We start from the raw sequence: 25,000 nt of genomic DNA on the forward strand, positions 1-25,000 counted from the left end.
TCTTTTCTATTTGATTAATGCATTCGGATCTATAATCAACGAGACGCGACCATCACCTAAAATGGTTGCTCCTGAAATAGCGTATACATTACGCAAATAATTGCCCAATGACTTTAAGACGACTTCCCGCTGACCTATCAATGAATCTACTATTAATCCTGTCAATCTATCCCCTTTTTTAATAATGACAATCGAATAGTTTTGCCCTTTTATTTCTTGGTCATCGTAAACCACGAATACTTCTTTTAAGGATAGAAGAGGAACCACTTCACCTCTAAAGTCCATTACCTTCTTCCCGTGTGCGTACATGATTTGCTCTTCCTCTAACAGCACTGTTTCCACGATTGAAGAAAGTGGTACAGCATAGGTTTCGGTTTGAACCTTAACTAGTAATGTTGAAAGAATAGAAAGTGTCAAAGGTAATTGGATGGAAAATTTACTTCCTTTTCCTGATGTCGACTCTATGAAAATACTTCCACCGAGTGATTCTATTTTACTTCTGACCACATCTAAACCAACACCACGTCCTGATATATCAGTAATTTCATCAGCTGTACTAAATCCGGATGATAATATTACCTGATAAACCTCTTCATCCGGAAGAGCCTCAGATTGTTCAAGTGTGAACAAATTATTTTCGACTGCCTTTTCAACTACTTTTTCCAGGTTAATTCCAGCACCATCATCTTCTATTTCAATAAACACATGGTTGCCACTATGAAAGGCACGTAAGTTCAGATTTCCTTCTTCTGACTTTCCAGATTGTTTACGTTCCAATGGTGATTCAATGCCATGATCGATTGAATTTCGTATTAAGTGAACTAAAGGATCGCCAATTTCATCGATAACCGTTCTGTCTAGCTCCGTATCTGCACCACTTACTTCCAAATTTATTTTTTTGTCTAAATCCTTTGCTAGACCTATTACCATACGGGGGAATCGATTAAAAACTTGCTCAATAGGTACCATTCGCATCGTTAATATCAAACTTTGCAAATCCTCGGAAACTCTGGACATGTGCTCTACTGTTTCTGTTAACTCATGGTTTTCTAGTTTTTTTGAGAGATCTTCCAATCTACCTCGATCTATAACTACCTCTTCAAATAGATTCATTAATTCATCGATACGTTCACTATTGACGCGAATTGTTTTAGAGCCAATTGATTTACTATTATTAGGGTTAGGCTCATTATCTACCGTTTCCGGCTGCTTATTTTGCATTTTCTGTTGCTTCAAAGCAGCGAAACTTGATAATTCAACTTTTTGAATCTCTGAAACCTTAGGTATACGATCCCGAATATCCTCCGGTGCCTCCTTTGATAAGAAAACAAGAGAAAATTCCTGTTCAAAATTTTCTTCCTCTAGTTCTTCAACTGGAAGGAACAGACTTAATAACCTCGCCTAACTCCTTCAATACTTCAAAAACCATATATACACGTGCAGCTTTTAACATACAATCTTCCGTTAATCCAACTGTTAATTGAAAAGCTTCAAAGTCCTTTTCTTTTGCCTGAGAGATAACCGTTGCCTGGTATTCATCAATCTCCATATCCATACTTTGACTTAGCTTTTTCTTTGGAGTGTTAACAGCGGTGCCCTTTTCGATTTGTTCTAAACGGATAACGAGATCTGAAACATCTTTTTTCCCATCCTCACCATTACCAATTGCACGAACCATTTCCTCCAAAGACTCAATTGCCTCAAAAGTTACATCAATAACCTCAGTATTTACAGCTAGTTCATTATTACGGATTTTATCAAGCACATTTTCCATTTGATGTGTTAAAGATGCAATATCCTCGAATTCCATTGTCGCGGCCATACCTTTTAACGTATGTGCAGACCTGAAAATCTCATTAACAATCGCTAGATCTTGTGGTTGTTTTTCCAATTTAAGAAGATTGTCGTTAACAGATTGTAAATGTTCGTTACTTTCATCAAGAAACATCCCTATGTATTGATTCGTTTCCATCCAATACTTCCTTTCTAATAATCACCATCAATCCAGTAATAAGTAAATTTCCATTTCTCCAACCTGATCGAAGTCTACTGTTACTTTAATAGCCCTTTCAAATCCTGATAATTTCGTATTGCCTTCAATGATTGTTGGTGAAGTAATATCAGTATTGATTCCCTCTTTTACAATGTTCGTTGAAAGACTTCCTGCTATCATATTTCCCAATTCACCACTAAAAGACGAAAGCATTTCCCCCTCTACAGGCATTCCAAACATAGCTTCACCAATTGAGCCAAAGGTAGCCGTATCGCCTGCTAGAACTAATTTCCCTTTTACATCACCTGTAATACCGATAAGAACGCCAAACTGAATATGTAATAGTTGTTCTAATAATTGTGGTTTAGCTATCTCATGTTTAATAGGGACTACCGTTTTTAAAGAAGTATATGTACCGTTCAATAATTCTTTAACAGACCTATTTCTTTCCTCTACCGAAATTGTCAATACAACCACTTCCCTTTTTAAAAATTCCACAAAAAAATTGACTACTCTAGGTATCATAGAATAGCCAATTGATTTCAATAAATATTGAAAATCGTTATCTGGCAACCAGGCAATCATAGTGTGAAGATTTCTGAACCCACACGTTAGACCCTAAGCTTTGCGTCCTACCCTTTCGAATAGTTTGCCTTTATCTTCAATAATATAAGTCTTTATAACTAGTTCTTTAGTCATATTATACCATTTCCATTTAAATTTCAACGATGTTCGACAGCTTTTATTAGAAAAGTACTACTCTTCTCATCCCCTGTGTTTAATTAATAGCATAAGAAAAGCGCAAGCGCCTTGGTCAGCCCCGACAAGTTTAAGACGAAACTCTTAGTGGTGATTTTTATCACAAAGAGATTTGACTTAAAACCTCAGGCGGTCTAGGGCGCTTGCGCTAGACAGATTAACGCCAAAGTTTTATACTTTCTTTCCTAATTAAAAAAAGACAGGTTTTAAAACCTGCCTTTAGCATAAAAATAGTACTACTATTTACTTCCGATATTCAAGAAGGTCCTCATTTAACTGTTTAGTACTTTTATAGACATCTTGGTAGATTGCAAATAACTTCTTATATGCACGCACATTCTCTTCATCTGGTAAAAATTCTTTATCTACCTTCAAAAATTGATCCGCACATTCCCTTAAGGAATCAAACCAACCACATCCATAAGCTGCTAGCATAGCCGCTCCCATTCCTGGTCCCTGTTCACTTGAAAGTTTAATGATTTTCGCATCAAAAATATCAGCCTGCATCTGTAACCAGATATCATTTCTGGCACCGCCACCAGTTGAAACAATAGAATCAATATTTTTACCTTGATTGCGGAAAATGTTAATAGATTCATTTAAGGAAAAAGTAATTCCCTCAAGAACAGCTCTTACAAAGTCTTTACGTTCATGTGAACTATCCATACCGACAAAACTTGCACGGATTGTAGCGTCGGCATAAGGGGTCCGTTCTCCTACCAAATATGGAGTGAATAACAAGCCATTTGATCCTAGTGGAACAGAACCTACTTCAGCAACTAACGCTTCAAATGACTGATCCTTCGCAAATACATCTTTAAACCAACTAAGGCTATGTCCTGCTGAAAGGGTAACACCCATTGTATAAAACGCTTTGGGATCTCCATGATTAAAGTAATGAACTTTTCCTTGGAAATCTTTATCATCACTTTCCTCATAGGAAAGAACAACACCTGACGTCCCAATACTGCAAAGTGTTTTTCCATCTTCCAATATTCCCGAACCAATTGCACCACAGGCATTGTCCGCACCACCAGCAAATACTTTGGTAGACTTCGCTAGACCTGTAGTAACCGCTAATTCTTGGTTTATTTCTCCTACCTCAGCATGCGATTCCACGAGTGGAGGGCAAAGATCTGAATCAATCTCTAATAAATCACAGATTTCTTTACTCCATTCTTTCTTACTAATATCCAACAATAACGTACCTGCCGCATCAGAATATTCCATCTGCAATTGACCTGTCAGCTTATATCGCAAGTAATCTTTTGGTAAAACAAATGTTCTTGCTTTCTCATATAATGCGGGTTCATGTTCTTTTACCCATAACAGCTTTGGTAATGTGAACCCTTCCAATGCCGGATTTTTCGTTATTTCCAACAAACGTTCTTCACCGACGGTATCATAAATATGCCGGCATTGTTCGGTTGTACGGGTATCATTCCAAAGAATAGCGTTTCGCAAAACCTCATCGTTTTCATCAAGAAGAACCAGGCCATGCATTTGTCCAGAAAAACTAATCCCTTCAATGTCTTCCGGATCACCTTGGTAATCCTTCAACAGGTCAGACAGCCCTGCGACTGTCTGATCCACCCATACTTGAGGGTCTTGTTCACTGTACCCGGTTTTTTCTTGAATTAATGGATAAGATTTTGAAACTTCCTGTGTTACATCTCCATTTTTGTTTACTAATAAAATTTTTACTGCACTGGTACCTAAATCTATTCCCACTACATATTTCATAGCAATTATTCCCCCGCGTAAGCTTGCAGCAAGTATTGATTGAGAGTTGCTTTGATTTTTTCCAAACGACCGGATTGGTGTTTTACTTCTGATAACCCTAAAGCATGATCCTCAAGTTTTTGGAAGTCAGTTTTTCCCTGTACAATGTCCAAACCAATTCCCTTCGTATAGCTGCTGTAGCGATCTTCGACTACACCCTCTAAGACGTTATCATCAATAAGTTTTTGAGCAACTTTTAACCCTACCGCGAAGCTATCCATTCCAGCAATATGTGCGTGGAATAAATCTTCCGGTTCAAATGAGCCTCTTCTGACTTTAGCGTCAAAGTTTAAACCACCACGACCTAAACCGCCATTTTTAATAATTTCATACATTGCTAAAGTTGTTCCGTGCAAGTCTGTTGGGAATTCATCTGTATCCCATCCTAGTAATGGATGACCCTGGTTCGCATCAACCGACCCTAACATATTATTAATACGTGCATAGCGAAGTTCATGTTCAAACGTATGTCCAGCAAGTGTTGCATGATTTGCTTCTATATTAAACTTAAAGTGATCTTGAAGACCATAATTTTGTAAAAAGGCAAATCCACTAGCAACATCAAAGTCATATTGATGTGTAGTAGGTTCTTTTGGTTTTGGCTCAATCAAGAATTGAGCATCAAATCCAATTTCCTTCGCATAATCAACAGCCATGTGGAAGAAACGACCCAGGTTGTCCATTTCGAGTTTCATATCTGTGTTCAGAAGTGTTTCATAACCTTCACGTCCACCCCAGAATACATAATTCTCGGCTCCCAGTTCTTTCCCAACTTCCAATCCTTTTTTTACTTTTGCTGCAGAATATGCAAATATATCCGCATTATTAGAAGATGCTGCCCCATGAATAAAGCGTGGATGTGTAAAGTTGTTTGCGGTATTCCAAAGTAATTTGGCCTTACTATCTTTCATGTAGTCCTTCATCATGGCAACAATTGTATCCAGATTCTGATTTGTTTCCTTTAGATTACTACCCTCTGGCGCAATGTCTACATCGTGGAAACAGAAAAATGGTACATCAAGTTTATTAAAAAATTCAAAGGCTGCCTCAACCCGAGCCTTGGCTAAGTCCATCCCAGTATATTTATCCCATGGACGAACCATAGTGCCCGCACCGAATGGATCTGAACCATCCATCGTAAATGTATGCCAGTAAGCTACCCCAAAACGAAGGTATTCTTCCACCGTTTTATTCCCTATTTTTTCTTCCGGATTATAAAATTTAAATGCGTATGGATTAGTAGATTTTGCCCCTTCGTATTTGATTTGACCGATATCTTTAAAATATGCCATCCTGTGACCTCCTATTATAATGAATTTTACTTTCATACGAATAATGTAACTGCTTACATAAAATTATATCAACCAAATCTTAGTTTGTCTATTAAATAAACAAAGTTTTTGATAAAGATATTATGTTATCATTTATATATACTTTCTATCTACACCTTTTGTCGTGAACAATCTTAAAATCACCTCATTATAGTAGCTTACAATCAAGGAGGATTATATGAATAGTACAAGTGGTTTTATTTATAGTATATTTGAATGGATTACAAGATTCGCTTATGTAAATCTACTATGGATAGTCTTTACACTGGCTGGTGGCGTAGTTTTTGGTATTTTCCCTGCTACGATATCGATGTTTGCAGTCATCCGAAAATGGTTGAAAGGAAACACTGATTTACCTGTTTTCCATTCTTTTTGGTCCTTTTATAAAAATGACTTTGTAAAAAGCAATTTACTTGGATTATTTATTATCGGATTGGCCGTACTAATAGGAATTGACTTTTGGTTTATGCAAGTAAATGTAAGTGACTTACTAAGGCTTACTTATTTACCATTATATGTATTTATGCTTTTATTTCTATTGTTTCTATTTTATATTTTTCCGGCTTTTGTTCACTATGAAGAAAAAATAGGAAAATTGATTAAGAATGCCTTTCTTCTTATGTTAATTAACCCGATTCATAGTTTTATGATTATCATATGCCTCGTATCAAGCTATTTTATTCTAGAAGCAATACCGGCACTGGCCTTTATATTTGGTGCCAGTATTTATGCTTTTATAACGATGTGGATTTGTCTGAACGCTTTTACAAAGGTTGAAAAAAGGATGGAACGCACTAATCGTAAAGGCACTAATGGATAATCACAAATACTGCAGATTTTTTAGAAAACTTGGCTTATCGCCAACCCTTAATGGCGAAAGCCTTAGTTGCACTTATGCAGTAAGAAAGGATTTATGCTTTCTTAACTGCTAAAATAATCCACCTTAACCTGTATAAAACGGTTAAGGTGGATTATTTGTTGTTACTCTTTACCTTTATAAATAAAATAGTCAAAATCGGCATGCTGTTTTTGACCCGACGTATCCTGGCACTGCATACCAACAAATGCTCCTGTAAAAAAGCCACCGCCCTGAATGTAATCATCAGACAGCTTATAGGAGTGAAATTGGATAGGTATAACGTTCCAGTTATCACCGTCAAACGAATAAGAATACTCGTAAGTGTTTGTCTTTACGTCAACGCGAAGGTGTACATAGTCAACATGATCTGGTATAGCAATTTCTTCGTCCTTAAGTGGCTGATCAAATGTAAAGTTATCACATGTCATTAATTCTAGTATTCTACCTTTTTCTTCATGCCAGGAAATCTGAAGCGATGTCCAGTTCTGTGTATTATAATAATTCACTAATCCAGCAGACTGTTGGAAGGTAGTTGGATTGAACGCTACCTTTGTCTCGGCAGTAAAATTAAAATGCTGCCAACGTCTTGCTACATATGCTTGCGTGAATTTGGATAGTAAAGACTCTTTTCCATATAAGCGTAAATGACCAGGATTATCCGTTAGCGATACGACTTCCTCTCCTAATGGGATACGTAATGTTTGAAAGTGGGCATTTAATGTAGCCGAGTTAAAATCATCTTTTTCATCATAATCCTTTTCCCATTTTACCTCTTCTATTTCTGGTCCATCTATTTTAAGAGAAGGTTGATTCCCACCCACAACATATGGCCAGTCGTTTTTCCATTCCAATCGTTGAATTGCAGTTTCTCTCCCAAGCGGGCAGTACCCTCGTGGATCCAATAATGGCTGTCCCTTCGCAGGCAATGGGCGTCCTGTTAAATGAACTAAAAACCATTCATCCGTGTGCGTTTTAACAATTGACGCGTGACCAGCTTTTTGCAGTTTATTTCTAGGGTATGGCCATGACGTAATCAATGGATTCTCTGGATGCACTTCATATGGCCCTCTTAAATCCTTTGAACGGGCAATTGTCGCTTGATGATCAAATTTCGTGCCGCCTTCAGCCGTTAACAGGTAGTAATAGCCATTCATTTTATATAAGTGAGGTGCCTCTGTTAGTTTTATATCTGTTCCTTTAAAGATGATTTCTGTTTCTCCAACCAGCATTTGCTTCTCTACACTATATTCTTGAAGGACAATTCCATAAAAGTTATGGTTACCTGCACGATGATCCCACAGCATGTTTACTAAATACTTTTTACCATCGTCATCATGGTATAAAGATGGATCAAAGCCCGAGCTGTTGAGGTGTATTGGCTCCGACCATTCACCATCGATTGAATCACATGTGACAAGATAATTGTGACTATCTTTCCATTGACCTTCTGTAACCTTAACATCGGTATAGATAAGCCAGAACTTACCATCACTATAGGAAAGTGCTGGAGCCCAAATCCCACCAGAATCAGGGTTTCCCATCATATTTAGTTGACTCAACCGATTAAGTGGTCTTGAAATTAAACGCCAATTCTTCAAATCCTTTGAATGGTAAATTCCAACACCCGGGAACCATTCAAAAGTAGAAACAGCAATATAATAATCTTCTCCTGCACGACAAATACTTGGATCTGGATTAAAACCTGTTAAAATCGGGTTCTGTATAGTTTCCATTTTTGCCCACCTCTATATCCCTATTATATTTTTTCATCCTTTTACTGCACTAGCTGAAATACCTTCAACAATTTTATTGCTGAAAAAGAAAAACGCTATTAAAATTGGAACGATACTAATCACAAGTGTAGCTCCTATTGCGCCCCAGTCAGTCATATACTGTCCGACGAAGTTCTGTATACCCACAGTAAGCGTCTTATATTTGTCTGAGCTGATAAAGGTATTAACAAATACAAATTCATTCCAGTTATAAATCATATTAATAATAACTGTAGTCGACATTACTGGGATTGTCATCGGTATGATAATACGGAAAAACAATCGATTGATGGAACACCCATCAATAATCGCAGCTTCTTCAATCTCTCGTGGCAACGTATAATAAAAGCCAAGCAAAATCATCATCGTAATCGGCAGGTTATATGCCGTATAGGTAATAATGATTGATAACGGGTTATCTATTAAATTTACAGTCAGAAACATTTTAAAAAGTGGTATCAACGCTGAATGAATGGGAATCATCAGGCCGACCATAAATAAACCTAATACGAACGTGCTCAATTTCCAGCGCATCCTTGTAATAGCAAAAGTAGCCATGCTCGCCAGTAAGACTGTTAGAATAATAGCCACTACCGTGTACCATACACTATTGAAAAAATATATCCCTATATCGCTTTGCCAAACTTTAATATAGTTTTCCCATTGAAATTCCTCTGGAAGGGAGAGCGGTGGATTTCCAAAAATATCGCTCGTATCCTTTAACGAAAACAAGACAAGCCATGCAAGCGGAAAAATTTGAAAGATCGCCACAAGTCCGAGGCAAAAATAGAGAACTGCATATCCTATTCGATTCATAAAATTAACCTCCTTCTAATACTGCACTTCATCATCATTGGTGGCAGTTAACTTACGGATGAATACAGTTACGATTAGTGTAATGATTAATAATAAGAAACCAATTGCACTTCCGTAGCCAAAGTCATAGCTTGCAAACGCCATTTTATACATATAAGATGCCATGACTTCACTTGCACCACTTGGGCCTCCGCCAGTCATAACATAAATTAAATCAAAATACTTTAATGATCCAACAATTGCTAATACGATTGTTACTTTAATTACTCCCATAATAAGCGGCAGCTTTACTTTGTAGGCAATCTGTACAGGTGTTGCTCCATCGATTTTTGCTGCTTCAATTAGTGAATCAGGGATATTTTTCAAAGCTGCATAATAAATCAAAATATAAAACCCTGCATACTGCCATAATATAGGAATAAAAATGGCTAAAAGTACAACCTCTGGATCTCCTAACCAGATTGGAGGATTATCTATCCCAAACCATCCTAATATACTATTTAATATTCCATTCGCTGGATTGTAAACTTTAATCCAAAGTTGAGCAATTGCTACAGAAGACAATAGCATCGGGATTAAATAGATTTTTCTAAGTAAATTGGCTCCCTTTATTTTAGAGGCCAAGATTAGAGAAATCGCTAAGTAAATAATTAAACTTAGTGTAGAAAAGACTGCTAGTAAAAAGGAATGCATTGCACTTTCCCAAAATTTCTCATCTTGCATTGCAGCAATGTAATTTTCTAAACCAATAAACTGCATTTCACCGATTCCATCCCAATGCATTAAGCCATAATAACCTGTCAGTGCTAATGGTATGTAAATTAATACGGCAATTAGTAGAAATGCCGGAAGGATATATAATGCGATCATCAACTTATTGGACATAACTTTATTCATAGCATTCACCTCCAAATGATTATATAGAGCGCTATTTAGAATGATATCGTGGAAAACTAGACTATTTAATAGATTCTTTCATAAATCAAATTCTGACACTTTATCAACATAGCAAACCCTATTGTAACCGTTTTCTTTTTGTTTTTAGCTCATTCCTAGCATTGTTGCTTTTCATCTTCATAGTTGATATAAAATGTGACGTAACCAAAAATCATGTTCAGTGCCTGCGACCGCTACGGAAAAATCACTACGCGCACCTTAGGGCTTGCGCTGAGCCTCCTCGATCGCAAAGAACGCTCACTGCGGGGTCTCATCACTTCGCTTTCCCGCAGGAGTCTCCGTGTTTTCCCTCCGCTAACATGGTGTCTGGAAGCAGTACTATATAGCCCCTTTCACTATTATGGCAGTTGATTTTCGCTGCGGACAGTTGACTCCTGCGGGAACAGCACGAGTCTGAAGACCCCGCAGCGGTGGTCTTCCGCGAGGAGGCTGAAGCCGTGCCCGCGGAAAGCAACGGTCCGCAGCGGAAATCAACCAGAAGTTACGCCGCAATATATATCTATTCTCTTATAAAGCAACAATCTTGGAATAATACAGCCTTGTTTTTAAAAAGTTGTCTCTAAAGTTTATATTCAAAATATATCAAAGAAACTCCCTGTTTGTCCAGTGGATAAACAAAGTTTTCATATTTTTATGAATTACAACTTTTAATTCAATCGAATACCTATAACAATTAATGCTTTCCTGAAGTAAAAAAATAGGGCTGTCGAGTTTTAATCGACAGCCTAGGACAACCCATTAGGAAATTGTCATTTTTTCTAAAAAAGTATTATTCACCTTCTGCAAGTGCTTCTTCTTGTAATTTAGTGAATTTCTCCGGTGTTATTTCCCCACCAAACAATGATTGAATAGCATCTAGGTGTACTTGAGCTACATCAGGATCCATCTGAACATCCGCAAATAAAGTTATATTGCTGGCTTTGTTCAATTCATCCAATACATCAATATACATTTGTGGAAGATCAACCGAACCGGTATCCACTTTTGTAGCAGGAATTACACCTGCATCTGTAACAGCCTGTTGTCCCCATTGTTCAACAAAGAAAGCAACAAAGTCTTTCGCTTCAGCTTTTACTTTTGAGTTTTCCGCTACAAACAAACCAACTCCGGGTCCACCAACCCAGCTGTTCAAGCTACCTTCACCATTAACAGTCGGGAAGTTAAAGAAACCAACTGAATCCCTGAATTCTTGTGGAACGTCTTCATTTGTTGTGTAGTTAGGCAGATCCCATGATCCAATTAAATACATGGCTGCTTGACTATTCATGAATAAACTTTTAGCTTCCTGGTCAGACAGAGCATTATAACCTTCTATAAATGCTCCCATGTCTACTAGATTTTGAATCTCTTCTGCCGCCTTAACAAGGGCTGGATCTTCAAAAGAACCAGAACGATTAATTGCTTTTGTCAATGTTTCTGCGCCACCGATTCGGTCAGCAAGGTACATATACCAAAGCGATCCTGTCCAACGGTCTTTATTTCCTAAAGCAATTGGAGCAACTTCATTCTCTTTTAATGTCTGAATTACGTTTTTGAAGTCCTCATATGTTTTGGGAACTTCCAAACCATACTCTTCAAAGATCGCTTTATTATAGAAAATAGGTGCAATATTCAATTCCAGTGGAAGTCCATATGTTTTTCCATCAATTGCATATGCTTCTGTTGTGCCAGACACAAACTTTTTCTGTAATCCGTCTTCCAGGACGTCATTTAAAGGAGCAAATAAATCCCCTTCAACGTAAGGCTTTAAAAATCCTGCTGCCCAAGTCATCCCAACATCAGGAAGTTCTCCAGACGCAGATAGCACTTTCAATTTTTCCTTATATTGTTCATTACCTAAAATCTCTAGTTCAACTTTCACATCGGGATTTTTCTCTTCATATTGACTTACGATTTTATTTACAATTTCATAGTGGTCTTTTGAACTGCCTTCAGGCCAAAGATGCATAAATTCAATTGTCTTTTGATCCCCTGAAGCTTCCCCACCTTCACTATCAGAACATCCAGTTACTACTAGCAATACTGAAACAAGTAAAGCAAACCAGATTACCATCTTTTTCTTTACCATAATTTGTACCCCCTCATTTTTGTAACCGCTTTCCCGAATTACTTTTATAGAATAGCAAAAATCATCTTGTTTGTCTACTGAATAAACAAAGTTTATAATAACAATTAGTTACCTATATTTGTACAATAAAGCAAATACGATTTTTTAACTATTTTGAATAGGTTATAATAGAAATAGACGATTCTAAAGGTAAATGAACAATTAGTTAATAACCAACTATCAACTGAAAGTAAAGGAGAACAGGGTATATATGGGAATAAATAAAACGTGGAACCAATTTGTTGTAAAAAAAGGGAACAAATCAATCGTACTTAATACAATTAAAGTACATACTCCGATCTCCAGAGCAGATATAGCTAACAAAACTGGACTGAATAAAGGAACGGTATCTTCATTAGTAAGTGAGCTACTTAAAGAACAATTAATAACTGAATCAGGTCCTGGACAATCAAGTGGTGGTAGAAGGCCAGTTATGCTGCATTTTAACAAGGATGCTGGATTTTCAATTGGAATTGACTTAGGTGTTAACTATTTACTCGGAACTTTAACCGACCTTCAAGGGAACATCTGCTATGAAAAAAAACTTAACCATACTTTATTGTCGTATGAAGAAATAGAGAATAGACTCTTCGAAGTTATAGATTTCTTAACCGCTTCTGCACCAAAAAGTCCATATGGGATTATTGGCATTGGTATTGGTGTACCTGGAACCGTAAGTACTAGCGGTGAAGTGCTGTTAGCACCGAATTTAGGTTGGAAAAATGTTGATTTAAAAAAAGTAATGGAAAAAAAATATGATGTTACTGTTACGATTGAAAATGAAGCAAATGCTGGCGCCTATGGAGAAAAAAGATTTGGAGCTGGAAAGAAGTTCGATAATATCATCTATATCAGTGCCGGTATTGGAATTGGAGTAGGATTAATCCTTGACGGAGAACTGTATAAGGGAAGTAAAGGTTTTTCAGGAGAATTAGGACACATGACTATTCAAGCAGACGGACTGAAATGTCGATGTGGTAATGAGGGTTGCTGGGAATTGTATGCTTCTGAACAAGCTCTACTAAACTCGGCTAAACAATTAGGCATACAGTCGGCTGAAAATAATAATATTACACTTGAAGACATTAATAAACTAGCACAAGAAAATGATCCAAAAGCTATACAAGTAATTGAAGAGATTGGGCATTATTTAGGAATAGGTATTAACAATATTGTAAATATCTTTAACCCTGACCAAATAATTGTTGGTAACCGCATTTCCACCTCCGAGAAGTGGCTCAAAAAAACGCTGGATCAAAGAATGAAAACCCATACTTTGTGGTATCAGCATAGTGATTTGAACATTTACTTCTCGGAATTGAACACACATTCAACTGCACTGGGAGTAGCCGCCCTAACAGCAGAAAAGTTTCTAAATGTTGATTTAGAAAAAAAGACATTAGAGGCACAAGATTAAATTTACCGTTCACAGTTGCGAACAAAAGCGCAAGCGCCTTGGTCAGCCCCGACAAGTTTAAGACGAATCTCTTAGTGATGATTTTTATCACAAAGAGATTTGACTTAAAACCTCAGGCGGGCTAGGCGCTGGAGCTGGACGTGGCTGTTTATGCACATCAGTTACCCACACCTTCCAAATCTATAGTTTCCTAGACAATGAAAAAACCCTAATTTGTTGCTACAAACTAGGGTTAAACTTCTATCTAGAATGATTTAAGAACAGATACGTCAAGTATATATATATAAAAACATGAATTTAGAATAAGCGCTAATTTCAAAAACAGGCATAATTATCCGGTTATTTTTCCCGATTTTGAATATTTAGTTAAAAACTTTGTTTGTCTGGTAGATAAATGAAGTTTACATAGTTATAATGAAAGGGCTTACAGAAAGTAAAGTCCTTTTTTTTTAGCAGGTTAAGAAAGTATAAATCCTTTCTTACTGCATAAGTGCAACTAAGGCTTTCGCCATTAAGGCTTGGCGATAAGCCAAGTTTTCTAAACAACAAGTATAAACCATCATTCTATCTGTTTTCCAATACTGCATAGAAAAGGAGGTTTAGTTCAAGCAATTAAAAAAATATATTTCAAAAGGAGTTTTTAAATGTTTAAGGCTCTACGAAAAACTATCATTTTAGGATTTGCTTTAACTTTATTAGTGCCATTCGCTTCCAATATAGTTTATGCCGAAGATGCGACTGGTCCGATTAGTGCAATAGATGTGGCCTCACTCGAAGATAGATATGAAGATTCTTTTGAAATAGGAGCTGCGGTTGAACCTTACCAACTGGATGGAATTCAAGGTCAAATTTTGAAACGCCACTATAGCAGCATTGTAGCAGAAAATGTGATGAAGCCTATCTCCATTCAACCAAAAGAAGGGGAATTTCATTTTGAAGAGGCAGATAAAATTGTTCAGTTTGCCGAAGAAAATGACATGGATGTACGTTTTCACGCCCTTGTTTGGCATAGCCAAGTGCCAGAGTGGTTCTTTATAGACAAGAAAGGTAACCCAATGGTTGACGCAACCGATCCTAAACAACGCGAGAAGAATGAAAGGCTTTTGCTGAGACGTCTGGAAAAACATATTAGAACAATAGTACTGCGGTATAGACACGTAGTAGATGCATGGGATGTTGTTAATGAAGTAATTGACCCTTATGCTTCCAACGACAGAGGTCTACGTGAGTCAAAGTGGTACAAAATCACTGGTACAGACTACATTAAAACAGCATTTGAGACAGTTAGAAAGTTTGCAGGGGATGACGCAAAATTATTCATAAACGATTATAATACCGAAGTATCACCAAAAAGGGAATATTTATATAACCTTGTTAAAGACTTGCTAGAGCAAGGGGTTCCTATTGACGGTGTTGGACATCAAGCACATATTCAGATTGGATGGCCTTCGATTGAAAATACTAGAGAGTCTATTAACATGTTTGCTAGTCTTGGTTTAGATAATCAGATTACCGAACTAGATGTTAGTCTTTATGGCTGGCCGCCAAGTGGTGAGTATAATACTTACGATGAAATTCCATTTAGTGTACTTGAATCCCAGGCACAGCGTTATAATCAACTATTCGAACTGTATGAGGAATTGGATGACAAGATTAGTAATGTAACTTTCTGGGGTATTGCTGATAACCATACATGGCTGAATGACCGTGCAGCAAAATATAGTGATGATGGAATTGGAATAGATGCACCATTCGTATTTGATGAAAATTACAATGTTAAACCCGCTTATTGGGCAATCATGGATTAGTTGAGTGGAATGTTACCACTCGAAAGATGTGGAAAGCTCTGTGGAGAGAAATCTCTGCAGAACTTTCCCTCTTTCAAAAAAATAACCTCACCATGCCAATGATTAATTTGTAAAAACTCGTAAAAAAAGCGAACCACCACGCTTGGATGGTTCGAAAATATTTATTCCTTTGAAATGTAACCTTCACTTTCTTGAACAATCTTGCCGGCTTCTTCAAAATCCTCTTCCGCCACTTCAACATGTAGAACTTGCGGGTCATGGGTCTCATTATCATCGACAGTGAACAAATTTTTCATGATCTCAATAACACCACTTTTAGAGGGTTCCGTAATTCTTTCCACAAGTACTTTCTCGACTTTGAGTGTTTCAAGCTTAGCCTTTGCACTTTCCGCATTATTTTCTGTTCTATAGTACGCATCAATTTTTGCCACGATCCACTTCATCCTTTCTTCAAACCATTCTTATTTATACTATTACCCTATTCGGTGTTTTAAAAACAAAGGTTATGATCAGATGCTACTTACGATAATCCCAAAGGACCTTCCATTCCCCTTCAACCACCGTTACATAAACATCCTGAACTATACTAAAATTTCCATATTTCCCCTCATAGACCTGTGTAACCGTTACTTTATAGACAACACCAATCGCTTCCGCACCCTTTTCAAGTTTCCAGTTTTTCACTTCTACCGCTTCACTAAGTGTATAAGTAAAGGTAGTAACACCAAAGTGGTTCATAAATATGTGCGCACGGTCCTGAATATAATGACCTTTGCCAAATTTATCTTTCATCAATGGATGAAACATCGCCCATGAATCGGAAAATGCTCCATCCTGTTCAAATGTATAAAATGAGTCGACCGCCTGTACCGCTTGTTCTTCTGGAGACTTGTTGATAAGGAAGTATATCGTAATTGAAATGATCACGGTGACTAGAATTAAGAAAATAAACCCTATTCCACGACTATTCCTTCTCATTTACTATCAGCCTCCCCTTTAACGTATACCATCATTTTTATTCAGTAGTTAAGACAAATAGTATTATCCAGCACTAAATCCCTACTTCAAATCACTCCCAGGTCTTTCGACACTCGAAATAACTAAAGAACTGCTTCCAACATGAGTCCAATGATTTATTTTTGAATTTATTGAAGGAAAATAAGCCACAAAAAAAGAATAGTTAACGTGTCAGAAAATATCAAAAAATGTGGAGGGATTAATCGATGAAAAGAAATAGTAAAATAGCATTATTTTGTAGTTCAGTTTTAATAAGTGCAAGCTTAATCACGCCTGTATATGCAGACTCAAATTCAAATGGCATGTCTCCTGGAACACCAGAAAATCAGAATTACTCTATTTCGGGATTTATTAGTCATGCTGAATTAAGCAACAAACTTCAACAAATTGAACATTCCAGCCAAGGAAAAGTCGCTGTCGAAGTAGCTGGCTACTCCAACCAGGGTCGGGAAATTTATACTGCTACTGTTGGTACAGGTGACAAGGTAGTGCTTGTTGAAAGTGAAATTCATGGAAACGAAAAAACAGGCACCGCTGCTCTTTTAAAGATTCTACAACAGCTTGGATCCAACAATTCAGCAGAATTCAAGCAACTTAGAGAAGAATTGACAATTGTAGCAATGCCAATGATTAATCCAGACGCTACAGAATTAAATCGACGCGGAAATGACTTATCATGGAGTGAAGTGGTTGAGGATTTCCCACAATTAGAAAATGCATCACCATCATGGAATTACTATACGTATACAAATAAATATTGGGATTACGCAGCTAACCCAGGATTTGATGTTAATCGTGATTTTAATCCAGATCTTAACTATACCCCACAACCAGAAGATTTCCCTGGAAATTCAGCATCACCCGGTTGGTATATCACTCCTGAATCACAAACAGTACGTGATGTTTACAAAGGCTTACAAGAACAATTTGGCAAAGTTAATGTGTTTATCGACCTTCACCATCAAGGACAGTATGTGATTGAAGGAACTGATGATGAAGTCACACTTTCACTTTCAGGTCTATTTGTCCCGAATCCAAATAGTGAGGAAGGTGCGAAATACAGTGAGTATGCAGACACATATAATGCTGAATTCTCGAAGCAGTTGAATGTCGCAGCATACGATGCGCTTCAGCAGATGGGAAATTCACCATTTGATAATATTTCTCTTTACCCACAAGGATTAGATTTACCAGGAACAGCACTTGGGTCCTTTGCGCTAAATGGTAGTGGAGCAGTTCTGTTTGAAGTAACCGGTCAAACACAAAGTTTTGGACAAAAGAAAAAAGGACAATTAGTGAAAGCCGTACAAACTGGGTTATACGGCATTTTCAATAGTGTTGCTAGTGAAGAAGTTTATGAGATAGATGCAGATGATTATAACGACATTCCATTAACTGATCGTTAAGGGTTGTTTAAAAAAACATCCACAAAATCTAGGACAAAACCAGAAAAGGAATCGGAAATTATTCCGATTCCTTAATTCTGAAAGAAAGTACGAAAAAACTTCTTAAAGAACTATCACGCGTTACCTGTTCCCATTTCCCATACTTTCTTCAGCGATTTTGATCATTCGTTTGACCATCTCGCCACCCACTGATCCGTTTTCTCGTGCAGTGGTGTCTGCTCCAGGCTGGACACCAAGTTCATTGGCAATTTCTTCTTTCATATTGTCAACTGCATTTCTTGCACCTGGCACTAACAAATCATTTTTGTTTTCTGCCATCACTGATCACTCCTCGTGGGATTTTGAACAGAATTGCTCCGTTCTGCCTTATCTTTTGAAAGAAGATCAATAATTAATCATGTAATAATAGCTTTTAATGAAATATGTGGTTTGTTACGTGTTCTTTTATCTCAATAAAAGTCTATCGGTCAATTATTTCAGAAAGAAAACTTGTTCCTTCTGCGGTTTTTGGGATTCCGAAAAAGTCACTAAATGTTGCCCCTACATCTGCCATTGTTTCACGGAGGCCAATATTTGCTGCTTTGACTTTTTCACCTACAACCATAATCGGAATATATTCTCTTGTATGGTTAGAATGTCCAATTGTTGGATCATTTCCGTGATCAGCCATTATGATTAATATGTCATCATCCCCCATATTAGGAATGAATCCCTTAACCCATTTATCAGTTTCATTTAGCAAATCACAATACCAGTCAACATCTTCTGAATGTCCTGCTAAATCCGTTTCCTGGATATTTACTAAAAAAGCAGCATTATCATTTTCTAGTACATATGCTTGCGTAACTTTTTCTAGCAAGTCAGTAGTATTTACAATTGAACTTTCTGGTCCCGTACCGTGGATAACATCGGCGGTCTTCCCTAATCGATAGACCTTCAGCCCATTTCTTGCTGCAATCATTGGGAATTGGTTGTCAATATCTACACCATACCCCATATGAAAAACATCATAATCTTTTCCATAGACTCCAGCCTTTGGTGTATCTACACCCCACTGATCCTTATTTTTTTCTTTCACACAGGCTAAGATATGGTGAATGGATGTATGAGGTCCACCAAAAGCAATTACTCGAGTGGTATCCACATTCTCACGTACGACTTTTCCAAGATTCTTCACTTCATTAAAAGGCATTTTATTAAAGTCAGCAGTTACATTAATGATGTTTCCTACAGCAGATTCCAGGTTATCTGCCACGACAACTGCCTCGTTCACTAATAGTACTGGGCAATCATCGAATGGATATGTTACATCATATCCACCCGCTTCAAGCGCTTCTTTGATAGTTGAATGAATATCTATCATTAGTCGCTTATTTGACTTTTTCGGACAACTTCCAACTATTTCCTGATGTCCTAAATAAGTATCTGCTCCATGATGTGCTAATTTCGCATATCCATAGGCATTACGTGGAGCTGGATTACCATCTACAAGCGTTCCTATCCCCAATCCATACAGGAAAGGAATCTGTAATTCATCTTGTTTTTTCTCTCGTATATGTTTAAAGGTATTTGCACTGCAATCCGCTGGTACATATTTTTCACAATCATCCATTGCACCGATTCCAAAACTGTCGATGACTACCAATGTCATTTTTGCCATCTGAGTCACCACTTCCTTTCTAGATGAATAAGCGTTGGATTTCCTGCTTGTATACCTTCAACCAGTGCAACATGGGCACGAGTCACAAAAACTTGTGTACGAAAGGCAAATATTGCTGTATCCCCGATTTCAATTGGAAAATCAGTAGGAATATCAATTGCACCATAGTAATCAATTGTTTCAGGACTGGTTTGATTGGCCTGAACATACTGATTTAGAATAGTTTGTTGATTATGACCTACCAAACAGCCCTCCATATTTGACCTGCCATAAAATCCGCCTGCAATCACATGGTAATTTTCATCAGATTTATGTGATACTTCACTTACGTAGACAATGGCTGGCTTTTCAGCTAAATCCTTAAACGCATGTAAAGGAGTTGTTCCGGTTAACCCGTGACCAGGCTCACCATGTGTTACACCCTCTTCCGCTAAAAAAGGAATCGTTTCACTGCTTGTTCCACTTGGCCCATTCACTTGTTTTACATCTATGCCATTTTGTTCAAGGATTTCCCTGGCTTTTAACAGCGTGTTTAAATTTTTCGTTGGTATCATTTTTGTTTTGTCACTAGCCAATTTTAGATTTGGGAAAGTTGTCACCCCAACAATTGTTACACCTTCCAAAGCCACAATTTGATCAATTACCTCCGGAAGGTCTTCTAGCAATATTCCGCCTTCCTGGCTTTCATATATACTGTCTTCATGACCAACAACCTTTAATAAAATATCCTGATTAACACCTATATTTACCGCATTATTCGCTAACTGTTCTGCTCTTTCATATGAAAAAACTGTTACAACTTCCGGCCTCCAGCTCAGAATTTCTTTCCATTGATGTTTTCCAGGCTGAACAAGATGTCCGATGTTTCCGATGGCTATTCCATGATCAGCTAACACTTTTCCTTCATCAAAATCAACCGCTACCGCTTTCTTTATTCCACTTTCCACTATAAGATTCGCAATCTCTGGAAAGCGTCCCAGTTGTTTACTCATAAAGTACAGATCGAATTTATGATCTTTAGCAACCGTAGCAAGTTTATTTGTATTCTCTTTTAAAATATCAACATCGATTACATATGTGTTTGGAGGAATTTCCCCCTTTTGATGAAGTGAAACACCAGCATGTATCAGCTCTGGATTTCTACGTTTTGTTACATCCAAAAACATGGAAGCATCCTCCTATTTCTATCTTTGTCTAGCGTTTTTTATTTAGATTTGATTGCTTTTTCTAATATAGTTAATACCGTGGAAGCGCCTGACTTCATTGGATTTATCCGAAGTCCATATTCTTTAAGGCTTGGCTGCGCCTCTATAAAGCTTCCCGAAACGCGATAAATCATTGGTACAATTTCATATTTTGACTCGGCGCCAACAGGATGTGTAGCCGCACCCAGACCATTGCTTCGTCTAATCACTTCTTGTGCAATTGGATCCTTTAACTCAACAATGACATTTTTTGATTGTGCGTTAGTCATATACGCGGATTCTATTCCCTCGATTGCGCCTTCATTTAATTGCTTACAGACCTCTTCAACCTGAGCATTTTGTATGGCAAGCGAAACTGGAGCGAACGTCATCATACGTAATAACTCCATTGCCTCATAACCCTGTACCTGTCCTCCACCAGAATAATTCCGTTTCTGTAGCAACGTGATTGCATCCTTTTTTCCAACTATAACACCAATCCCTTCAGGTCCAAGGATTTTGAAACCGGAGAAAGTAGAGTAATCTGCACCATATTCAATCCCAATTCCATGCGTTTTCATCGCGCAATAGTTATCATCGACGACAATTGGCAAGTCAGGGCGTACATGTTTGACTGTCTCTATCAACGCCTTTAGATCATACGTATCTGTTGGTTGCTGCCTTGCATGCTGAATATAGAACACCTTACAGGTTTGATCATCAGCTACAGCATTTTCAACATCCGTTAAATTATTAAAATCGACAGCTTTTGTTTGAATACCTAAAATTCTCACGGTATCTTTCGTAGTCGTATACACAGGAGCCGTATGAATAAACATGGACTCCCCTGCAGAAAGTAACGTGCTTAAAATAATTCGGATTGCACCGGTTCCTGCGCCACGAACAAGGCTTGAGTTTTCTGCTCCAAAGAAATCTGCAATCGCACATTCCACTCTTTCCGTTTGCTCTGGCTTTTTAAATCGTGGTGCTACACCTAAATCACCCATAGACAGAAATTGATCACCTGTAAAATGTTTACTCATGTTATCGACCAATTTAAATTGTAAAGTTTGAGCTTCTTCAATTGTTAAACTTGGAAGTACGGAATCTCCATATTTTAATCGTGATGCATCATAAACCATTGTTATTGCTCCTTTATTGAAAATGCATTTGCTGGATTATGAACTAATAAATCAGTAATCACATCATCAGAAACCCCACGCTCTTTCATGGCCGGTATAAATTTATTTAATACTAAATCATATCCTGGCCCACCATGTTTTCTCCAATGGGATTTTCTTGTTAAATCTGCTGATAACAAGATCTGTTTTTGAAGTCCCCGTTCAATAAAATCCATTAAAAAGGCTAATCGATCCTCGTCGGGTCTGTAATTATTTTTGCCTATCGTGTCAAATCCAATATATACGCCTGATTGAAGAACATCTAAAACTTCTTCTTTATTTGCATTCAGATCCTGATGACCGATAATAATTTGTTCTTTTGGTAATCCAAGTCCGAAAAACATATCAACCTGCTTACTCCCTAGCGTTCCGAGCGACGTGTGTGTTGAAACAGGCAGACCGGTTTCCAGTGCTGCTTTGCCTGCGCCTAAAATTAACGCCTTTTCAACTGGTTTTATTTCATCTACACTAGTTCCAACTTCACCAATTACTCCCGGAAAAATATCCGTTCCTTCAATACCTTGTGTGATTTCCCGTATAAAATGAGCAGCAAACTGATTTTGATCCCATCCCTGTGCAAACTCAGGGATAAATGGGTCTTTATAAAAACCCGTACACGTAACAATATGAACATTAGTTGCTTCGCTTAAGCGTTTTAGACGTTTAACATCTCTTCCCATACCATTATTTGTTAATTCAATCATGGAACGCCCACCCGCTTCATGAAAATGATTAAGCTCGGAAACCATACCTTGCTCATCATCTAAAATCGTATCCGGGTCATTTTTTATTCTTGATAAATCAATGGATAAATGTTCGTGTGCCGCACATAATCCAAGTTCTTCTTTCTTTATTTTGCCCGCTACTGTTTGTATCAAATTTCTCACTCCTAAGTTGTTTTTAACCGATCGCCATTATTCCTAGAGCCACCAAAATGTTTGCGATAATTCCTACCGCAATTGCACCAACTGGTCCTACTGCCATACGTACAATTGGGCGACCCGCTATTTCATTTAATAAGTAAAATCCTGCGATAAAGAAGAAACCAAATCCAGGTGCAATCGCGTTTGACGCATTTGCACCACCAATTAATAGTGCCACTTCAAGTAATTTGGTCATAGCACTTCGGATGTTCTCTCCAGAGTTTCTTACTCCAGGATAGTTATCCAGGAACTTAGCGATTGAACTTAATAACATTACTTCTAAGAAAATAACAATCGCACCAACAATTACGGCTATCCATACATTTGGTGAAAACAATCCTACAACAAAAATTAATGTAAACCCGACAGGACTATATACACCTGTTGCAATAGCAGTACTGGCTATTAAAGGAATAAATCCAATCGCACGTGCTGCTGCAGCAATACCGGCATCCGTTTGTTTTCCTTCTGCTAGTAAGCTAAGAGAAATTGGATCTCCAGCCATTAATAACAAATTAGTAGCACCTGCAATTAATGCACCAATTACCATAAAAAATGCGACATTCTTTTTGATAGCCTTCACTTTTTCACTAAATAAAGAAGCTAAATTCACTGAAGCACCATCTGACTTTTCACGCATCGCATAACCAAAAAGGAAGATCATACCCGCAATTAAAGCCATTCCTTCTTGGTTAATACTGATAACATTTCCACCAATTGATAAGAAACCGCTTTCATTTACAAAAACTGCTAACTGTCTTACCAGGGCTGCTACTATAAAAGTTAAAACACCTTTTTTAATACTGAATTGCATCGCAACAGCTAACGCTGGGAAAGCCATAAACGTAACAACTACCGGTGTTCCAACTGCTCCCATTGGCTCTAAAAAGTTAACAGGTAAGTGTTCGAATAACGCCACAAAACCTTCTAATCCTGCGAGTAGCCCCCAACCATAAAGCCCACCTACTACGGCCGCAATAGGAGTACCCCATTTATTTTTTGGAGCTATTAAACCGATAATATCTGTACCTAATAAAATACTGTGAATTAATATAATACTAGCTGTAATAGTAAACGGAATACCAAAACCGATAACTAATCCAAAACTCATCGCAAAGGCTGTTAAACCTAATTCCCTACGCTTTAATCGTCCTTCAATATGCTCCCCAACAATTGGACGTAACCCGTCATTGAATACCGCAATGTTTAAGTTAGCTAACACTGCAGCTACTGCCCCAATCAATACAACAAATACTAACTCCATAGCATAATCCCCCTAAGAATACTTACTTATTATTTGTTATAGCTTTAAGAATCATAGGCACTGCCGTTTCCATGTGATCCCCGGTAAACCCGAATGCTTTTTTACCACTTATAACTGCTTCCGCCACTTTTTCCTCCACTGGCTTTTTGCCTGGCATTGAAACCGTTTCACATTGATCTCTTCCAACAAGAGCAATTGCCATAGCAAGCGCACCGCCGCCACCTGTGTGACAGGCGCCAAGATAATAATCTGCCTGGCCAGTCTTAATGGCCATAGCGGCATCTACATCCGACTTAATAACCGTTTCAATCGATGAATCTATTTCCTGAATTAATGCCTGCATTTCCTTTTTTTCTACTTGTCCACCAATTACAATTTTCATACTACTCTCCTCCAATAGTTAAATTTATAACGTTTGTATAGTGCATATATAAATACTCTTTTTCTTCTTGTGGCAGTAATTTCTCCCATTTTTCTTCAATAAAGATAACCTGCTTTTCAACGATAGGAAAATGCGGAGAATCATTTACCTCACTCATCACTTCAGGTGCGGGCGCCTCAACTCCCTCCCCGTTTTCAATTCTTGATAAAGCGGTCGGTAAATGTGTGAACAGCATTTCAGCTTGTTCTATCTCCCGAACTTTTAATACGTCCAACAACCTTTCGAATGCTAGTTTAGTAACATTGCTCGCATGAGTTGTAATAACCTTTTGATCTACTAACAATAAAAGTCTTTCTTCAAGTTCCGCCCTATTCAAATCAAT

The 25,000-nt window shown here is 37.6% G+C and carries 21 protein-coding genes, 1 pseudogene and 1 riboswitch; of the genes and pseudogenes, 4 read left to right on the forward strand and 18 right to left on the reverse strand.

The window, feature by feature from the left end:
- Positions 1–6: 6 nt before the first annotated feature.
- From LG329_RS06435 to xylA, 4 genes and pseudogenes are all read right to left on the reverse strand, one after another.
- A pseudogene (locus LG329_RS06435) lies at positions 7–1,972 on the reverse strand (chemotaxis protein CheW).
- Between the two features lie 27 nt (positions 1,973–1,999).
- Complete coding sequence (locus LG329_RS06440; RefSeq protein ID WP_404454868.1) at positions 2,000–2,578, reverse strand: chemotaxis protein CheX; 579 nt, start codon at positions 2,576–2,578, stop codon at positions 2,000–2,002.
- Positions 2,559–2,657: riboswitch (cyclic di-GMP riboswitch) on the reverse strand. (Overlaps the previous gene by 20 nt.)
- Positions 2,658–2,995: 338 nt before the next feature.
- Complete coding sequence (gene xylB / locus LG329_RS06445) at positions 2,996–4,495, reverse strand: xylulokinase (protein WP_404454871.1); 1,500 nt, start codon at positions 4,493–4,495, stop codon at positions 2,996–2,998.
- A gap of 5 nt (positions 4,496–4,500) precedes the next feature.
- Positions 4,501–5,826, reverse strand: coding sequence for a xylose isomerase (gene xylA / locus LG329_RS06450; protein WP_404454874.1), 1,326 nt, complete (start codon positions 5,824–5,826; stop codon positions 4,501–4,503).
- Positions 5,827–6,043: 217 nt separating this feature from the next.
- On the opposite strand from xylA, the gene LG329_RS06455 reads away from it, so the two are divergent.
- A complete protein-coding gene (locus LG329_RS06455) occupies positions 6,044–6,685 on the forward strand; it encodes a YesL family protein (RefSeq protein WP_404454877.1) in 642 nt (213 codons plus the stop codon).
- Between the two features lie 161 nt (positions 6,686–6,846).
- Here the strand turns inward: LG329_RS06455 and LG329_RS06460 are convergent, their stop codons facing one another.
- The 4 genes from LG329_RS06460 to LG329_RS06475 form a co-directional block, all read right to left on the reverse strand.
- Complete coding sequence (locus LG329_RS06460; RefSeq protein WP_404454880.1) at positions 6,847–8,457, reverse strand: glycoside hydrolase family 43 protein; 1,611 nt, start codon at positions 8,455–8,457, stop codon at positions 6,847–6,849.
- Positions 8,458–8,490: 33 nt separating this feature from the next.
- Complete coding sequence (locus tag LG329_RS06465) at positions 8,491–9,312, reverse strand: carbohydrate ABC transporter permease (RefSeq protein ID WP_404454882.1); 822 nt, start codon at positions 9,310–9,312, stop codon at positions 8,491–8,493.
- A 15-nt stretch (positions 9,313–9,327) separates the two neighbouring features.
- Positions 9,328–10,209 carry a carbohydrate ABC transporter permease gene (locus LG329_RS06470; protein ID WP_404454884.1) on the reverse strand — a complete coding sequence of 294 codons (882 nt, stop codon included), beginning with the start codon at positions 10,207–10,209 and terminating at the stop codon, positions 9,328–9,330.
- An 829-nt stretch (positions 10,210–11,038) separates the two neighbouring features.
- On the reverse strand, positions 11,039–12,337 hold the full coding sequence (locus tag LG329_RS06475; protein ID WP_404454886.1) for an extracellular solute-binding protein: 1,299 nt from the start codon (positions 12,335–12,337) through the stop codon (positions 11,039–11,041).
- 250 nt (positions 12,338–12,587) lie between these two features.
- On the opposite strand from LG329_RS06475, the gene LG329_RS06480 reads away from it, so the two are divergent.
- Together LG329_RS06480 and LG329_RS06485 are read left to right on the forward strand one after the other, a co-directional pair.
- Positions 12,588–13,793: an ROK family protein gene (locus tag LG329_RS06480; RefSeq protein ID WP_404454889.1), complete on the forward strand. Its 1,206-nt coding sequence runs from the start codon at positions 12,588–12,590 to the stop codon at positions 13,791–13,793.
- Between the two features lie 644 nt (positions 13,794–14,437).
- Positions 14,438–15,601, forward strand: coding sequence for an endo-1,4-beta-xylanase (locus tag LG329_RS06485; RefSeq protein ID WP_404454891.1), 1,164 nt, complete (start codon positions 14,438–14,440; stop codon positions 15,599–15,601).
- Between the two features lie 161 nt (positions 15,602–15,762).
- Here LG329_RS06485 and LG329_RS06490 read toward each other — a convergent pair whose 3' ends face one another.
- Positions 15,763–16,032, reverse strand: a complete 270-nt coding sequence (locus LG329_RS06490) for a hypothetical protein (RefSeq protein ID WP_404454893.1) — start codon at positions 16,030–16,032, stop codon at positions 15,763–15,765.
- Between the two features lie 85 nt (positions 16,033–16,117).
- A complete protein-coding gene (locus LG329_RS06495; RefSeq protein WP_404454896.1) occupies positions 16,118–16,579 on the reverse strand; it encodes a hypothetical protein in 462 nt (153 codons plus the stop codon).
- A gap of 245 nt (positions 16,580–16,824) precedes the next feature.
- Between LG329_RS06495 and LG329_RS06500 the strand changes: the two genes are divergently transcribed.
- Complete coding sequence (locus tag LG329_RS06500) at positions 16,825–18,024, forward strand: M14 family zinc carboxypeptidase (protein WP_404454899.1); 1,200 nt, start codon at positions 16,825–16,827, stop codon at positions 18,022–18,024.
- A gap of 120 nt (positions 18,025–18,144) precedes the next feature.
- On the opposite strand, the gene LG329_RS06505 is transcribed toward LG329_RS06500, so the two are convergent.
- The 8 genes from LG329_RS06505 to LG329_RS06540 all read right to left on the reverse strand — a co-directional run bounded on the left by LG329_RS06505 (position 18,145) and on the right by LG329_RS06540 (position 24,994).
- Positions 18,145–18,342: a small, acid-soluble spore protein, alpha/beta type gene (locus LG329_RS06505; protein ID WP_404454901.1), complete on the reverse strand. Its 198-nt coding sequence runs from the start codon at positions 18,340–18,342 to the stop codon at positions 18,145–18,147.
- 142 nt (positions 18,343–18,484) lie between these two features.
- On the reverse strand, positions 18,485–19,684 hold the full coding sequence (locus LG329_RS06510; protein ID WP_404454904.1) for a phosphopentomutase: 1,200 nt from the start codon (positions 19,682–19,684) through the stop codon (positions 18,485–18,487).
- Between the two features lie 5 nt (positions 19,685–19,689).
- On the reverse strand, positions 19,690–20,850 hold the full coding sequence (locus LG329_RS06515) for a YhfX family PLP-dependent enzyme (RefSeq protein ID WP_404454906.1): 1,161 nt from the start codon (positions 20,848–20,850) through the stop codon (positions 19,690–19,692).
- Between the two features lie 38 nt (positions 20,851–20,888).
- On the reverse strand, positions 20,889–22,010 hold the full coding sequence (locus LG329_RS06520; protein WP_404454909.1) for an aminotransferase class V-fold PLP-dependent enzyme: 1,122 nt from the start codon (positions 22,008–22,010) through the stop codon (positions 20,889–20,891).
- 2 nt (positions 22,011–22,012) lie between these two features.
- Positions 22,013–22,936 (reverse strand): phosphotriesterase, encoded by a 924-nt coding sequence (locus tag LG329_RS06525; RefSeq protein WP_404454912.1) that lies wholly within the window; start codon positions 22,934–22,936, stop codon positions 22,013–22,015.
- Between the two features lie 13 nt (positions 22,937–22,949).
- A complete protein-coding gene (locus LG329_RS06530) occupies positions 22,950–24,236 on the reverse strand; it encodes a YhfT family protein (RefSeq protein ID WP_404454915.1) in 1,287 nt (428 codons plus the stop codon).
- A 22-nt stretch (positions 24,237–24,258) separates the two neighbouring features.
- Complete coding sequence (locus LG329_RS06535) at positions 24,259–24,618, reverse strand: DUF2620 domain-containing protein (protein WP_404454917.1); 360 nt, start codon at positions 24,616–24,618, stop codon at positions 24,259–24,261.
- 1 nt (position 24,619) lies between these two features.
- On the reverse strand, positions 24,620–24,994 hold the full coding sequence (locus LG329_RS06540) for a PRD domain-containing protein (RefSeq protein ID WP_404454919.1): 375 nt from the start codon (positions 24,992–24,994) through the stop codon (positions 24,620–24,622).
- Between the last annotated feature and the right edge of the window lie 6 nt (positions 24,995–25,000).

The organism is Virgibacillus necropolis, assembly GCF_044793635.1.
Lineage (GTDB): Bacteria > Bacillota > Bacilli > Bacillales > Amphibacillaceae > Virgibacillus_F > Virgibacillus_F necropolis_A.